This window comes from Arthrobacter sp. UNC362MFTsu5.1, assembly GCF_000685965.1.
Classification (GTDB): domain Bacteria; phylum Actinomycetota; class Actinomycetes; order Actinomycetales; family Micrococcaceae; genus Arthrobacter.
This window is the reverse complement of the sequence record NZ_JMLE01000010.1, coordinates 34,339-49,804: the sequence shown is the minus strand read 5'-3', so window position 1 is coordinate 49,804 and position 15,466 is coordinate 34,339. Positions and strand designations below refer to the sequence as shown.

At 66.1% G+C, this 15,466-nt stretch carries 14 protein-coding genes; 12 read left to right on the top strand and 2 right to left on the bottom strand.

All coding sequences use genetic code 11. From position 1 onward, the window contains the following. Positions 1 to 43 precede the first annotated feature (43 nt). Entirely contained in the window at positions 44 to 973 is a 930-nt protein-coding gene (locus BS38_RS0111310; RefSeq protein WP_028270903.1) for an NAD-dependent epimerase/dehydratase family protein, read from the bottom strand. Positions 974 to 1,119: 146 nt separating this feature from the next. Here BS38_RS0111310 and BS38_RS0111305 point away from each other — a divergent pair, with 146 nt between their 5' ends. The 11 genes from BS38_RS0111305 to BS38_RS0111255 all read left to right on the top strand — a co-directional run bounded on the left by BS38_RS0111305 (position 1,120) and on the right by BS38_RS0111255 (position 12,926). Beyond that, entirely contained in the window at positions 1,120 to 1,872 is a 753-nt protein-coding gene (locus tag BS38_RS0111305; protein ID WP_028270902.1) for a TetR/AcrR family transcriptional regulator, read from the top strand. Positions 1,873 to 2,062: 190 nt separating this feature from the next. Continuing rightward, positions 2,063 to 3,394 (top strand): extracellular solute-binding protein, encoded by a 1,332-nt coding sequence (locus BS38_RS0111300; RefSeq protein WP_028270901.1) that lies wholly within the window; start codon positions 2,063 to 2,065, stop codon positions 3,392 to 3,394. A gap of 91 nt (positions 3,395 to 3,485) precedes the next feature. After that, a complete protein-coding gene (locus tag BS38_RS0111295) occupies positions 3,486 to 4,430 on the top strand; it encodes a carbohydrate ABC transporter permease (protein ID WP_028270900.1) in 945 nt (314 codons plus the stop codon). A gap of 2 nt (positions 4,431 to 4,432) precedes the next feature. Continuing rightward, positions 4,433 to 5,332 carry a carbohydrate ABC transporter permease gene (locus tag BS38_RS0111290; protein WP_028270899.1) on the top strand — a complete coding sequence of 300 codons (900 nt, stop codon included), beginning with the start codon at positions 4,433 to 4,435 and terminating at the stop codon, positions 5,330 to 5,332. Between the two features lie 49 nt (positions 5,333 to 5,381). Further along, positions 5,382 to 6,917, top strand: coding sequence for an arabinosylfuranosidase ArfA (arfA, locus tag BS38_RS0111285; RefSeq protein ID WP_028270898.1), 1,536 nt, complete (start codon positions 5,382 to 5,384; stop codon positions 6,915 to 6,917). 195 nt (positions 6,918 to 7,112) lie between these two features. After that, positions 7,113 to 7,517 (top strand): hypothetical protein, encoded by a 405-nt coding sequence (locus BS38_RS0111280; RefSeq protein WP_197024934.1) that lies wholly within the window; start codon positions 7,113 to 7,115, stop codon positions 7,515 to 7,517. A 276-nt stretch (positions 7,518 to 7,793) separates the two neighbouring features. Beyond that, positions 7,794 to 9,665: a molecular chaperone DnaK gene (dnaK, locus tag BS38_RS0111275; protein WP_028270896.1), complete on the top strand. Its 1,872-nt coding sequence runs from the start codon at positions 7,794 to 7,796 to the stop codon at positions 9,663 to 9,665. A gap of 2 nt (positions 9,666 to 9,667) precedes the next feature. Beyond that, on the top strand, positions 9,668 to 10,360 hold the full coding sequence (locus tag BS38_RS0111270; protein WP_028270895.1) for a nucleotide exchange factor GrpE: 693 nt from the start codon (positions 9,668 to 9,670) through the stop codon (positions 10,358 to 10,360). Positions 10,361 to 10,519: 159 nt separating this feature from the next. Further along, complete coding sequence (locus BS38_RS0111265) at positions 10,520 to 11,503, top strand: DnaJ C-terminal domain-containing protein (protein ID WP_028270894.1); 984 nt, start codon at positions 10,520 to 10,522, stop codon at positions 11,501 to 11,503. A gap of 43 nt (positions 11,504 to 11,546) precedes the next feature. After that, positions 11,547 to 11,969, top strand: a complete 423-nt coding sequence (locus tag BS38_RS0111260) for a heat shock protein transcriptional repressor HspR (RefSeq protein ID WP_028270893.1) — start codon at positions 11,547 to 11,549, stop codon at positions 11,967 to 11,969. A gap of 123 nt (positions 11,970 to 12,092) precedes the next feature. After that, the gene (locus BS38_RS0111255; RefSeq protein WP_028270892.1) at positions 12,093 to 12,926 is read left to right on the top strand and encodes an alpha/beta fold hydrolase; all 834 of its coding nucleotides are present in this window, start codon (positions 12,093 to 12,095) and stop codon (positions 12,924 to 12,926) included. 19 nt (positions 12,927 to 12,945) lie between these two features. Here BS38_RS0111255 and BS38_RS0111250 read toward each other — a convergent pair whose 3' ends face one another. Continuing rightward, on the bottom strand, positions 12,946 to 13,881 hold the full coding sequence (locus BS38_RS0111250; RefSeq protein WP_043438415.1) for a ketopantoate reductase family protein: 936 nt from the start codon (positions 13,879 to 13,881) through the stop codon (positions 12,946 to 12,948). Positions 13,882 to 14,159: 278 nt separating this feature from the next. On the opposite strand from BS38_RS0111250, the gene urtA reads away from it, so the two are divergent. Next, entirely contained in the window at positions 14,160 to 15,425 is a 1,266-nt protein-coding gene (urtA, locus tag BS38_RS0111245; RefSeq protein WP_028270890.1) for an urea ABC transporter substrate-binding protein, read from the top strand. Positions 15,426 to 15,466: the final 41 nt, after the last annotated feature.

Here is a 15,466-nt window from a genome sequence, read left to right as displayed (position 1 = left end):
TTCGTGGTCGGCCAAAAGCCTGCTGTGCGTGACGGCTGAATCGTCACCCCTGCGCCCGCCACCAGGCCACGGTGGCGGCTGCGGCTTCCGGCAGCGGGGTCGGATGCAGGCCCAGGGCGGCCTCGCTGGCGTGCGAATCCATGACGAACGGCCGCTCGAACTGGTACAGCATCTCGGCCAGCTCGCGGGTGCCGCCGGAGAACAATCCGATGGCCCGGAGGGCCCAGCCCGGCACTGCGCCCATTTTGGGAGCGGGCACCCCGCCGGCTTCCGCGAAGGCCGCCGCAAGCCTGCGCTGGGTGACTGCCGGGCCCGTGGGAGCGTGCCACACCCGGTTCCACAAGGCCGGAGTCTGCGCGGCACGGATCATGGCCGCGGCAAGGTCCGGCACGTACGTGAAGGAATGCGGCTGGTCCGCGCTGCCGATCACCAGCAGCCGCTTTCCGGCCAGCACCGCCGGCACGATGCGTTCGCCGGCGTGGGAGTTCCGCACGCGCGGGCCGAAGAAATCGCCCGCCACCACGCTGACAGTATTCGCGGGGGAGGCTGCGCGCGCCTTCAGCAGCGCCGTCCGGACTCCGCGCTTTCCGCCCTGCGCCTCGCGGGGGCTGTCCTCCGCCATGACGGTGCCGGGCCGGCTGTAGGAGTACAGGCTTTCAGGAAATACGACGACGGCGCCCGCCTCGCCGGCCGCCGCCAGCACGGCCTCCTCGGCCCGGGGGAGCTCCCGCTGCCATGCGTCCTCAGCGTAGGCGGAGCCATGGATGCAGTGGAAGACGGCGGCCGCCCCGGCGAACGCCCCGTCCAGCAGTGCCGGATGGGCGACGTCCACAGACATCCTCTCGATGAGGGGGTGCTCCGGGCCGCTGCCGGAGCGCGTCAGCACCCGCACGCGCTTACCCTGGGCCGCAAGCTGCTCCGCAACGGTCCAGCCCACCGGGCCGGCGCCGGTGACCACAAAAAGTTCGGGCATTGGATTCCCTTTCCTCGGGATCTTCAGTCTGCTCTGGAATCTGAGAGAGCGCCGCTCTCGAAATAAGGATGCTCGGCGGGAGTTCCAAAGTCAAGAGCACTGCTCTCAATTGTTGACAGTGCTCTGAAGCGTGAAATGCTGGAGGCATGCCGGCCAACAATGACTCCGCCCCTGCACCGCGCGCACCGCGCACGCCGCGGGAGCGTGCCCGTGCGCAGACCACCGCCGACATTGTCCGGCTGGGCCGCGAACACCTGGCCGTCCACGGCGCGGCTGCCCTGTCGCTGCGGGCAGTGGCCCGGGACCTCGGAGTGGTGTCCTCGGCCGTGTACCGGTACGTGCAAAACCGGGACGAGCTCCTGACCCTGCTGCTGATCGACGCGTACGGCGAGCTGGGCGACGAGGTGGAGGCCGCCGTCGCCCGCGTGCCCGAAGCGGATTTCGCCGGGCGGTTCCGGGCCCTGGGGCGCGCCGTCCGCGGCTGGGCCGTCCGTGAACCCGCCCGTTACGCCCTGCTGTTCGGCAGTCCGGTGCCCGGGTACCGGGCGCCGGCGGAACGGACAGCCGGTCCCGGGACCAGGGTGATCCGCAGCCTGACCGCCATTGTCGACGCCGCCTGGCGGGCCGGCGCCCTGCGCGCCGAGCCTGAGCCTCTGGCGGGGCCGTCTGCGGCTGCGGTGTCGGCGCAGCTGGCGGTCGACCTGGCAGCCATCCGGGAAGAGCTCGGGCTGGCGCTTCCCGACGGACTGCTGGCGCGCGGTGCGCTGGTCTGGACTTCGCTTTTCGGTGCCATCAGCTTCGAGGTTTTCGGCCAATATGGGGAGGGTACCTTTGCGGCAAAGGACGCTCTGTTCGAGCACCACCTGCAGGTTCTGGCGGGTGTAGCCGGACTCGAATAACGGCTGTCGCACCCGAAAAAACAGCATGGCAACTCTCAATTTGTGAGCGCTAACAAATTTTCCTTGTAACTCCATTTACAACGATATAAAGTGTGTTGCAGCCCACAGTTGTCCGGCCCGCCCCCACGGGCCCGAAGCAGCCGGACAGTCGGCGAATTTTTTACCAACGGCTACGTCCAAAGGAGTGACGGTGAAGCAAGTTGATTCACGCCCGATGCAGATGACCCGCAGGCAATTGCTGCTCGGAGGCGGTGTGCTCGCAGGCAGCCTTACCCTCGGAGCGAGCCTGACGGGCTGCGGCGGCGCGGCCCAGGCGGCGGGCAACGACATCCGCTTCTGGCATCTGCTCTCCGGCGGAGACGGCATCAAGATGATGGCCATGATCGACAAGGTCAACGCGGACCACCCCGACTACAGGGTCAAGCCGACCGTGCTGGCGTGGGGTGCGCCGTATTACACCAAGCTGGCCATGGCCTCCGCCGGCGGGCGGCCTCCGGAGGTTGCCGTGATGCATGCGGCCAGGGTGCCGGGCTACGCTCCCGGCGGACTGCTGGATGCGTGGGACCTGGACCTGCTGGCGGAGTTCGGCGTGCGCCCGGAGGACTTCGGACCCAGAATCTGGGAGAAGAGCCAGTTCAACGGCCAGGTATTTTCGCTGGCACTGGACTCGCACCCGTTCGTGATGCTCTACAACACCGAAGTTGCGGACAAGGCCGGCGTCCTGGGGAAGGACGGCCGGCTGGCGGAGATCTCCTCGCCGTCGCAGTTCCTGGAAGTAAGCCGCGAACTGCAGCGCGTCACCGGCAAGCACGGGCTCTCCTACGGATATCTGGGCGACGGCGCGCAGATGTGGCGGCTGTTCTACACGCTCTACCGCCAACACGGCGCGGACTTCGTGCTGGAGCCGGGCAGGCCCGCCCAGGTGGAGCGGGACGTGGCCATCGACTGCCTGGAGTTCATCACGTCCCTGCTGGATAACACCATCTCCACGAAAAGCGGCGACGGCGGGACAGCCATCGCGGAGTTCGCCGGCTCGGGGTCGGGGCTGCTCTTCACCGGTGTGTGGGAGTTGCCCACCATGAAAACGGCAGGAGTTCCGTTCGGTGCCAGCACCATCCCCACCCTCTTTGGAACGCCGGCCGCCTTCGCCGACTCGCACTCGTTCGTGCTGCCGCACCAGGCCCGGCTGGACGAAACCAAGCGCCGCGGCGTCTACCAGTTCGTGGCGTCCATGCTCAAGGGTTCCCTGAGCTGGGCCGAGGCCGGACACATCCCGGCCTACCAGCCGGTGGTGAAGTCCAAGGAATACGCGGCACTCAAGCCGCAGGCGGACTATGCCCAGGCGGCGGACATCATCAACTACGACCCCGTGGCCTGGTTCACCGGCTCGGGATCCGATTTCCAAGGCTACTTCGCCGAGAACGTCCAGAACGTGTTCCTCGGACGGGACAAGGCCGCCGACGGCTGGGACGCGTTTATGAAGCGCATCAACACCGTCCTCGCAATGCCGAACCCGGTGTGAGGACGGCATCCGGCATGGCCGCCGAATCCTCTGCAGAATCCCGCCTGAACATTGACCCGCCCGTGACAAAGTCCGTGACAAAGGAGTCCTCATGAGCACTGCCCGCACCACAGCGCCCCCGGCAAAACCAGCGCCCGCGGTAAAACCTGCGCCCGCGGCGAAATCGCTGCGTTCCCGGCGCGACAACCTCCACGGCTGGGCCTTCTCCGCCCCCTTCCTGGCCTTCTTCCTGATGTTCCTGGTCTGGCCCATGATTTCCGGGGCCGTTATGAGCCTCACCGGAAAGTCCCTCACGGGCGCCAACAGCGGGTTCATCGGCCTGGCCAACTACAGCGAGGCGTTCGCCGACTCGGACATGTGGCGCTCGCTGGGGAACACGCTGTACTTCACGCTGATCAGCACCGTCCCGCTGGTGGTCATCGCCCTGGCGCTGGCAGCACTGGTCAACATGGGCCTTCCCGCGCAGTGGCTGTGGCGGCTCTCCTTCTTCTCCCCGTTCCTGCTCGCCTCCACCGTGGTCTCACTGTTCTTCGCCTGGATGTACAACCCCGAGCTCGGGCTGTTCAATGACATGCTCGCAAATCTCGGCATTCCGCCGGTGGCGTGGCTGAACGATCCCGCGGTGGCGATGTGGGCCGTGGTGATCGCCACGGTGTGGTGGACCATCGGCTTCAACTTCCTCCTCTACCTGGCTGCACTGCAGAACATTCCGCAGCAGCACTATGAAGCGGCCTCGCTCGACGGTGCCGGGGGCTGGCGCCAGTTCTTCTCCATCAGCCTTCCCCAGTTGGGCCCCACCACCGTGATGATCGTGATCCTGCAGATCCTCGCGTCCCTGAAGGTCTTTGACCAGATCTACCAGATGACCGAAGGCGGACCGGGCGGAGCAACCCGTTCCATCGTGCAGTACATCTTCGAGGCCGGATTCACGGGCTACCGGCTGGGCTACTCCGCAGCCATTTCCTACATCTTCTTCGGCCTGATCCTGCTCATCGCGCTGGCGCAGGTCTTCATCACACGGAAAAGGAGCGCCTAGCCATGGCCACCACCACACTTTCCAAACCCGCGCTCCAGCCCAAGGGGTACGCCGAAACCGTTGCCAACCGGCGTGCGAAGACGCCGCTGTCCCGCATCCTGGCCACCGTCGTCGTGTCTGTCCTCGCCGTTGCGTGGCTGGTGCCCTTTGCCTGGGCCACCGTCACCGCGCTGAAGAGCGAAACCGACGCCGCGTCCACCCCCATCAGCTGGATACCGGCGTCGGGCTTCACCTTCGATGCCTTTGCCAAAGTGCTGCAGAGCGGCAACATCCCCACCTGGACGCTCAACTCGCTGTTCACGTCAGCGGCCATTACTGCCATCACCCTGGTGATTTCCGCGTCCGTCGCCTACGCCATTTCGCGGATCGACTTCCGCGGCAAGAGGATGCTGATGGGCGTAATCGTGGCCTCCATCATCATCCCGCCGCCGGTCCTCATCATCCCGCTGTTCCAGCAGATGCAGTCCCTGAACCTGATCGACACCTACTGGGCGCTGATCCTGCCGCAGGTGATCCACTCGCCCATGGTGTTCGTGCTCAAGAAATTCTTCGACCAGATTCCGCGGGAACTCGAGGAAGCCGCGCTGATGGACGGCGCCGGACGGCTGCGGATCTTCACCACGATCGTGCTGCCCCTGTCCCGGCCCATCCTGGCCGCCGTCGCGATCTTCGTGTTCATCGGGGCCTGGAACAACTTCCTCTGGCCGTTCATTGCCACCAACGAGAGCTCGCTGCTCACCCTGCCGGTGGGCCTGCAGACCATCAAGAGCGCCTACGGCATCCAGTACGCCCAGAACATGGCGTCCGCGCTGCTGGCCGCACTGCCGCTGATCGTCGTCTTCCTTTTCTTCCAGCGGCAGATCATCAGGGGCGTAGCCACCACCGGCCTTGCCGGCACGTAGCAGCCCCAGCATCCTTCGCCATCAAATCCACCCCTAGGACAGGAGCAAAATGTCCCGCGCACGCATCACCATTGACCGCGACTTCACCGTAGCCGAGGTTCCCCGCCGGATCTTCGGATCCTTCGTTGAGCACATGGGCCGCTGTGTCTACACCGGCATCTACGAACCGGGCCATCCCCGGGCCGACGCGCGCGGCTTCCGCCGCGACGTGATGGACCTCGTCAAAGAGCTGGGCGCCACCGTGGTCCGCTATCCCGGCGGCAACTTCGTCTCCGGTTACAACTGGGAGGACGGCATCGGTCCCGTGGCGGAGCGGCCGCGACGGCTCGACGGCGCCTGGCACACCCTGGAAACGAACGCCTTCGGCCTGCACGAATTCGTGGACTGGTCGCGGGAAGCCGGCGTGGAGGTCATGGAAGCGGTCAACCTCGGCACCCGCGGCGTCGATGCAGCCCGCGAGCTGGTGGAATACGCCAACATTCCGTCCGGCACCCGGCTGTCCGACCTGCGCCGCAAGAACGGCCACGAGGATCCGTTCAACATCAAGCTGTGGTGCCTGGGCAACGAGATGGACGGCCCGTGGCAGATCGGGCACAAGACCGCCGAGGAATACGGCAGGCTGGCGCAGGAAGCCGCCAAGGCCATGCGCTTCGTTGATCCGGACATCGAACTCGTGGCCTGCGGCAGCTCCAACTCGGGGATGCCCACCTTCGGCGCCTGGGAGCAGACGGTCCTGACCCACGCCTACGAGCAGGTGGACTACGTCTCGCTGCACGCCTACTACCAGGAGCACGACGGCGACGCCGGCAGTTTCCTGGCCAGTGCCGTGGACATGGACTACTTCATCGAATCCGTGATCGCCACCGCGGACGCTGTGCGGGCCAAGGGCAAGCACAAGAAGCACATCAACCTGTCCTTCGACGAATGGAACGTCTGGTACACCCGCCCCGGCGACGCCGACAGCCCCGAACAGGTGGGCAAGCACGGCTGGCGCGAGCACCCCCGCGTCATCGAGGACCAGTACAACGTGACGGACGCCGTCGTCGTCGGGACCTTCCTGAACTCCCTGCTCCGGCACGGTGACCGGGTCAAGATCGCCAACCAGGCGCAGCTGGTCAACGTGATCGCCCCCATCCTCAGCGAGGAAAACGGCCCGGCATGGAAGCAGACCATCTTCCACCCCTTCGCCCGCATGGCCGAGCTGGCGCACGGCCAGATCCTCCGGCTCGCCGTGGACTCGGACAAGTACGGCAACGCCAAGTTCGGCGATGCCGACCTCGTGGACGTCAGTGCCACCTGGAACGAGGAAACCGGCCGCATCGCGCTGTTCCTGGCCAACCGCGGACTGGAAGAAGCCGCCGACGTCGAAGTGGTCCTTCGCGGCTTCGACGCCCGCCAGGTGGTCCGGGCCGACGTGCTGCGCATCCCGGACGGTGCGGACCGGTTCATCACCAACACGCAGGCAAACCCCGGTGCCGTGGGCCTCATCCCGTTGGATGGCGTCAAGGCCGCCGGCGGCGAAGTCCGGGCCACCCTGCCAGCCCTGTCCTGGACGGCCATCGAACTGGAGGTCGTGCGCAACTGAGGCGGTGCGCCGGCGCGGCGGACACCGTGACGGACGACGGCGGGCGGCACGTTTTCGTGGCCGCCCGCCGTGGGTTTGCGGGCGGTGTGCGGGTCGGGCCGCTCTGCCCTCCGCCCCCTGTTGAAGTGCCGGGCGGATGGATAGACTGCCCCTGCGCCCGTCCGGGCGTCCGATGCTTCCAGGAGGGAACCGTCAGTGTCAGAGAACAGCGAAATTTCCAAGAACAGCGCAAACGAAGCGGAACAGCGCAGCACCGAACCCGCGCCGGCAGTCGAAGGTGACAGCGGCCAGTATGTCGACGGCGACTACGGCAAGGCGGGAATTGCGCACGAAGACCAGGTGGCCGCCGGCGACGGCGAGTATCCCGAAGGCGATTACGGAACCGCCGGGGAGGTCGAGGAGCCTGCCGGGGCCGTCGAAGGCGAGTACGAGGCCGGTGATTACGGCAAGGCCGGCACTGCGGGGGAGAACCTGGTGACCTTGGAGGAAGCCGAATACCCCGACGGCGACTACGGAACGGCCGGTACCGCAGGCCAGGCGGAGACCCGCGAGCCGGCCCGCCGTGCAGAATCTGGCGAGGAGCCGGGGGATACCGCCTGACAGTCAATTACGCCACCAGCCTGCTCCAGGACAGGGTTTCACGCACAGCGAAACCCTGTCCCGGTGCCGCTGCGTCTGGCGGAATTCTGCGGATTGGCGCGATTTTCCTGCGTCCTGCGCAGCCGTGTCCCCACGTCGAATTCCAAAGTTGAGCGGAGCAGACTCAACTTTGGATTGACTTAAATCCGGCCGTGGGTAAAGTTGAGTGTAGATCGCTCAATCAGTGGGCGTGCCTGAATCTAGACCAGCGTTTCCACGGAAAGAAGGAAGCAACACATGTCACGTGCAGTAGGTATCGACCTCGGAACCACCAACTCCGTCGTCTCCGTTCTCGAAGGTGGCGAGCCCACCGTTATTGCCAACGCCGAGGGTGGCCGCACCACGCCGTCCGTCGTTGCGTTCTCAAAGTCCGGCGAAGTCCTGGTCGGCGAGATCGCCAAGCGCCAGGCCGTCAACAACATCGACCGCACCATCGCGTCCGTCAAGCGCCACATGGGCACTGACTGGAACGTCGCGATCGACGACAAGAAGTACACCGCGCAGGAAATCTCCGCGCGCATCCTGATGAAGCTGAAGAACGACGCCGAGTCGTACCTGGGCGAAAAGGTCACCGACGCCGTCGTCACCGTGCCGGCCTACTTCAACGACGCCCAGCGCCAGGCCACCAAGGAGGCCGGCGAAATCGCAGGCCTCAACGTCCTCCGCATCGTCAACGAGCCCACCGCTGCCGCTTTGGCCTACGGCCTGGACAAGGGCAAGGAAGACGAACTCATCCTCGTCTTCGACCTCGGCGGCGGAACCTTCGACGTCTCCCTCCTCGAAGTGGGCAAGGACGAAGACAACTTCTCCACCATCCAGGTGCGCGCCACCGCCGGTGACAACCACCTCGGCGGCGACGACTGGGACCAGCGCGTCGTTGACTACCTGCTGAACCAGCTCAAGGTCAAGGGCATCGACCTGTCCAAGGACAAGATCGCCCTGCAGCGCCTGCGCGAGGCTTCCGAGCAGGCCAAGAAGGAACTCTCTTCCTCCACCAGCACCAACGTCTCCCTCCAGTACCTGTCCGTCACCCCCGACGGCCCGGTCCACCTGGACGAGCAGCTGACCCGCGCCAAGTTCCAGGACCTGACCAAGGACCTGCTGGACCGCACCAAGAAGCCGTTCCAGGACGTCATCAAGGAAGCCGGCATCAAGCTCTCCGAGATCGACCACATCGTGCTCGTGGGCGGCTCCACCCGCATGCCCGCCGTGTACGAACTCGTCAAGGAACTCGCCGGCGGCAAGGAGCCCAACAAGGGCGTCAACCCGGACGAGGTCGTCGCCGTCGGCGCCGCGCTGCAGGCAGGTGTGCTGAAGGGCGAACGCAAGGACGTCCTCCTGATCGACGTCACGCCGCTGTCACTGGGCATCGAAACCAAGGGCGGCATCATGACGCACCTGATCGAGCGCAACACGGCCATCCCCACCAAGCGCTCCGAAACCTTCACCACGGCTGACGACAACCAGCCGTCCGTGGCCATCCAGGTCTTCCAGGGCGAGCGCGAGTTCACCCGGGACAACAAGCCGCTGGGCACGTTCGAGCTGACCGGCATCGCGCCGGCACCCCGTGGCGTCCCGCAGGTCGAGGTCACCTTCGACATCGACGCCAACGGCATCGTGCACGTCTCGGCGAAGGACAAGGGCACCGGCAAGGAACAGTCCATGACCATCACCGGCGGCACCGCGCTCTCCAAGGAAGACATTGACCGCATGGTCAAGGACGCCGAGGAGCACGCAGCCGAGGACAAGGCCCGCCGCGAGGCAACCGACACCCGCAACACCGCCGAGCAGCTCGCCTACTCCGTGGACAAGCTGATCGCGGACAACGCCGACAAGCTGCCTGAAGAGGTCAAGACCGAGGTCAAGGCCGACGTCGACGCCCTGAAGAAGGCCCTCGAAGGCGCGGATGACGCCGCGGTAAAGACCGCCTTTGAGAAGCTGCAGGCTTCCCAGAGCAAGCTCGGCGAAGCCATCTACGCACAGGCCGGTTCGCCGGACGGTGCCACGGGTGCCGCAGGCGCAGAGGGTGCCCACTCCGGGTCCGAAGGCGCCAAGGCCGATGAGGACATCGTCGACGCCGAGATCGTTGACGAAGACGAGAAGAAGTAATCATGCCGCACCACGGTAATGAAGAAGAGCACCACTCTTCCGCAGGCCAGCAACACGCGCACGCCAGCGGCGACAACGACAACCAGGAGAACGAGCCGCAGAAACCGGTGATCCACGACAACCGCAAGGTTGATCCGAAGACCGGCCAGGCCCGCCACCCTGACCAGGAGCACGCCGCCGCAAGGGGCCACGGTTCCGGGGACGCACTGTCCCAGGCCGAGGACATCCTCAACAGCGTTGAGGTTCCGGCCGAGGAGTCAGTGGCCCAGGGCGTGGGCGCGGAGGAAGCGGAAGAACTCCGCAACGACCTCCGCCGCCTGCAGGCCGAGTACGTCAACTACCGCAAGCGCGTGGAACGCGACCGCGCCGTGGCAGGGGAGATGGCCGTCATCGGCGTCCTGAACTCCCTGCTTCCGGTCCTGGACGACGTCGACGCCGCCCGGCAGCACGGCGACCTGGCCGACGGCCCGTTCGCCGCGATCGCCGCCAAGCTGGAGAACGCGCTGAAGACCTACGGCCTGGTGCGCATCGATGAGACCGGCGTGGAGTTCGATCCCACGATCCACGAAGCCCTCATCCAGCAGCCCGGCCCGGACGTCGAAATCGACACCGTCAGCCAGGTCCTGCGCTCCGGCTACAGGTCAGGCGAACGGGTCCTCCGGGCAGCACAGGTTATTGTTGCAGTCCCTGCATAAGTAGCCCAAACAAGCGCGTAGCAGTTGGTGGGCCCCGGGAGTGGCATCGGGCCTGCCGGAGCGTGGTGGCCTGGTCCGCAAGGACCAGGCCACCACGCGAAGGGGCGGGGGCCCATCACCTGCGCAGCGCATTTTGAAAGAACTTGAAAGGAAACGCCATTGGCTAGCCAGGACTGGGTCGACAAGGACTTCTACAAGATCCTTGGAGTCGCCAAGGACGCTTCCGACGCCGATATCAAGAAGGCTTACCGGAAGCTTGCGCGGCAGCACCACCCGGACACCAACGCGGGGAACGTCGCGTCGGAGAAGAAGTTCAAGGACATCTCCGAGGCATACTCCGTGCTCTCGGATCCGGACGAACGCCAGCAGTATGACGCCATCCGTGCCATGGGCGGCGGCGCGCGGTTCGCTCCCGGCGGTGCCGGGGCAGGCGGCGGCGCCGGCTTCGAAGACCTCTTCGGCGGCCTCTTCACCGGTGGCGGCGGGCGCCACTCCGGCGGCTACAGCACCTCGGGCGGCATTCCGCCGGAATTCGCCGATCTCTTCGGCGGACAGTTCGGCGGCCCCGGCTCCGGAGCGGGATTCCAGCGTGCCCCGCAAAAGGGCGCCGACCGAACGGCCACCACCACCATTTCCTTCGCCGGGTCCATCCGCGGCACCACCATCGGCCTGCGCGAACCGGACGGGGACGTCATCGACGTCCGTGTTCCCGCCGGGATCAAGGACGGCCAGAAGGTCCGTGTCCGCGGCAAGGGCCAGTACGGACCGGCCGGCAACGGCGACCTGATGGTCACCGTCAACGTCAAGGGCCACGACTTCTACACGCGCGACGGCGACAACCTCCGCATCCATGTTCCGGTCACCTTCCCGGAGGCTGCCCTGGGTGCTGACATCGAAGTGCCGACGATCGACGGCGAAAAGGTCAAGGTCCGTGTTCCCGCGGGGACGCCCTCCGGGCGGACACTGCGGGTCAAGGGCCGCGGGGTCAAGCATGCGAAGGCCACCGGCGACCTGCTGGTGACCATCGACGTCGTGGTTCCGCAGAAGCTGACCAAGGAAGCGGAGGAAGCCGTGAAGGCGTTCGCTGCAGCCACGGACGGACACGATGTGCGGGCCGGACTGGCTGCCAAGGCACGTCTCTAGGAAACGCGCGGACTGGGACTGGGACTAGCGGGAGGAGCCGGCCTTGGACATTGATTTCGATCAGCCGATCTTCGTGATCTCGGTGGCGGCTGAGCTGGCGGACATGCACCCGCAGACGTTGCGGCAGTACGACCGGCTGGGCATCGTCTCGCCCAGCCGCGCGCCCGGAAAATCCCGGCGGTACTCCCAGCGGGACGTCAACGTGCTCCGGGAAGTGCAGCGGCTCTCGCATGAGGGGGTCTCGCTGGAGGGCATCAAACGCATCCTCCAGCTGGAGAACCAGGTGGCCGCGCTGCAGCGCCGGGTGTCCGAACTGACCGAGCAGCTCAGCAGCCGCCGCAGCCCGCTGGATTCACGCATTTTCGCGGCCGGAGCAGCCGGCGACGTGGTGAGCCTGGCCCGCGGCCAGCGGCCCCGCGCCCGCTCCCAGGCCGTGGTGGTGTGGCGCCCCCGTTCCACGGAGTGAGCGCTGCAGGCTGAGCCTTCCGGACTGACCTGACACGCCGTTCCTTGACAGGCCAAGCCTGCCGGAACAGAGTGAATGGTCAAGCCAGTTGCCAGTCTTCACTGCCCCGGAAGGAACGCCCTCATGGCCTTTGTGTCTGTCGGAAAAGAAAACAGCACCACCGTTGAGCTTTACTACGAGGACCACGGACAGGGACAGCCGGTGGTCCTCATCCACGGTTACCCGCTGGACGGCGCATCGTGGGAACGGCAGACCAGCGCGCTGCTGGCGGCAGGCTACCGGGTCATCACCTACGACCGCCGCGGCTTCGGCAAGTCCAGCCAGCCCACGGAGGGCTACGACTACGACACCTTTGCTGCCGACCTCAACACCCTGCTCACCGAGCTCGATCTCACCGACGCCGTGCTGGTGGGCTTCTCGATGGGCACCGGCGAGGTGGCCCGCTACCTCGGCACCTACGGCTCGGACCGGGTCTCCAAGGCAGTGTTCCTCGGTTCCCTCGAGCCGTTCCTGCTGAAGACGGACGACAACCCCGACGGCGTCCCGCAGGACGTGTTCGACGGCCTGCTCAGCGCAGTGAAGGAAGACCGTTACGCGTTTTTCACGGAGTTCTTCAAGAACTTCTTCAACACCGACGACACCCTGGGCAGCCGCCTCAGCGAAGAAGCCCTGCGCGCCAACTGGGCCACCGCCAGCAAGTCCTCCGCCCACGCCTCAGTGGCGGCGCAGCCCACCTGGCTGACGGACTTCCGCGCGGACATCCCCAAGATCGACGTTCCTGCCCTCATCGTGCACGGAACGGCGGACAACATCCTGCCCATCGACGTGACCGGCCGGCGCTTCAAGGACGCGCTGCCCGCCGCGGACTACGTGGAGATCGAGGGCGCGCCGCACGGCATGCTGTGGACCCACGCGAAGGAAATCAACCAGGCCCTCCTTGCCTTCCTGAAGAAGTAAGCAGGGAGCTGCACGCAGGCTAGCCGGATGCGGCGCTGACCCTCAGCTGCATCAGGGCCAGGTCGATCAGCGGCGTGGCCGCCCCGAGGAGCCGTGCCCGCCGGGTGAAGTCGCCCAGCAGGTGTTCGGTCTCGCCGGGGCGGCCGGCAACAACATCGCGGTAGAGGGACGACGTGAAGGTTGACCCGGGCTGCGTCAGCATGTCCACGGACAGCTGATGTTCGTGATCCGGCACCGGATAGCCGGCCGCGGCCGCGACGGCGCCGGCTTCGGCCAGCACCGAATGCACGAAGTCCGTGCCGCCGGGTACCGCGACGATGGCGCCCACCGGTCCGCGCATCAGGCAGGTCACGGTCCCCGCGGACACGATGAATGCCCACTTGTGCCACATGGATGCCAGGGCGTCCGCCGTGGCCGAAACCTTGAAACCGGGCACGGTCAGGGTTTCAACCGCCCGCACGACGCGGTCGCCCGGCGGGCCTGACTGTTCCCCCACCGTGAGTGTGGCCAGCGGATTCATCTGCAGGATGTCGCCGTCGTCGGTGAGGGTGGTGACCACCTTGACGATCCCGCCCAGCACGCGGTCCGCGCCGAAGGCCGCCTCGAGCGCGTCCATGTGGGCCATGCCGTTGAGGAACGGAATGACCACCGTTTCCGGCCCCACCGCCGGTGCGAGGTCTGCCAGTGCCTGCGGCAGGGCGGCGGCCTTGACCGTCACCAGCACCAGGTCGTACGGTCCGTGCAGGCCAGGCGCCGTGACCAGCGCCGGTTCAATGACGTCGTCGCGGCCCAGGCCCGTGATGCGAAGGCCGCGCCGGCGTAGGGTGGCTGCCCGTCCTTCCCGCACCAGGAACGTCACGTCGCGGCCGCCCTGCGCCAGGCGGCCGCCGAAGTAGCCGCCGGTGGCCCCCGCTCCGACAACCAGGATTCTTTGTGCGTTCTGCTGGCCGCTCATGCTGCTCCTCGGGATTTGTGTCGCCGCCAAACCCAAAATGACGGCGGGAAAGTTTCCTTCAGGTTAACTTTGCCATCCGCACTTTCCGCCATTTTGTCAGCCAACTTACCGTTTCCGGGCTTCTGATCCACTGCGGACGCCCGGTCCGAAATCGTGCGGAAACGAACCATCATGCGTATTGAAACAATTCGCTCCTAGATTGAGCCCCAGGGGGACCCGACAGGACCCTGGAGACCAGCAGCTGCCGCGAGGCAGCGCGGAGCGAGAAGCAGGTAAACATGAGGGTTTCAGTAACGAGGCGCGCTTTGATCCCCCTGGCCGCGGCGGCAATGGCAACGGCCCTGGCCGGCTGCGGAAGCCAGATTTCGGATCCGGCCTCCGCCAATTCCACCGCCAGCAGCGGCAGTTCCTGCGTGGACACGTCTGGCAGCAGCGTGAAGGTCGGATTCATCAACTCACTCTCCGGCACCATGGCCATCAGCGAGAACACCGTCTTTGATTCCCTGAGCCTGGCAGCCGAGGAAATCAACGCCGCCGGCGGAGTCATGGGCAAACAGCTGGAAGTGATCAGCGAGGACGGCGCCAGTGAACCCACCAAGTTCGCCGAACGCGCCGGGAAGCTGATCCAGCAGGACTGCACGGCCGCGGTGTTCGGCGGCTGGACCTCCTCCAGCCGCAAGGCCATGCTCCCGGTCTTCGAAGCCAACGACGCCCTGCTGTTCTACCCGGTGCAGTACGAAGGCCTCGAAGCGTCCAAGAACATCTTCTACACAGGAGCCACCACCAACCAGCAGATCATCCCGGCCCTGGACTACCTGGCTGAGCAGGGCACCAAATCCATCTTCCTGGTGGGCAGCGACTACGTCTTCCCGCGAACGGCCAACAAGATCATCCAGGCCTACGCCAAAGCCCACGGCATGGAGGTCCTTGGCGAGGAATATGCCCCGCTGGGGTCCACGGAGTTCTCCACCATCGTGAACAAGGTGCGGGACTCGAAGGCCGACGCCGTCTTCAACACCCTCAACGGCGACAGCAACGTGGCCTTCTTCCGGCAGTACAAGAGCGTTGGCCTGACCGCCGCATCCATGCCGGTGGTCTCGGTGTCCATCGCCGAGGAGGAAGTGCCCGGCGTCGGGCTCGAAAACGTGGAGGGCCAGCTCACGGCCTGGGACTACTACCAGACCCTTGACACGCCGGCGAACAAGAAGTTCGTCGCGGCGTTCAAGGCGAAGTTCGGCGCCGACCGCGTCACCAGCGACCCCATGGAAGCGGCGTACACCTCGCTGTACCTGTGGAAGGCCATGGTGGAGAAGGCCGGTTCCTTCGAAGTGGACAAAGTCCAGGCAGCCGCGGGCGGGGTGACGTTCGAGGCGCCCGAGGGCACTGTCACGGTGGACGGCGAGAACAACCACATCACCAAGACGCCCCGGATCGGAAAGATCAACTCCGAGGGCCTGATCGAGACTGTCTGGTCCTCGCCGAAGGCCGTGGAGCCCGATCCGTTCCTGGCCAGCTACGACTGGGCCAAGGACCTGGCCAAGTAGCCGCTGCCACCGCCCTGCAGAAACCCGGAGGAAAGGCCCGC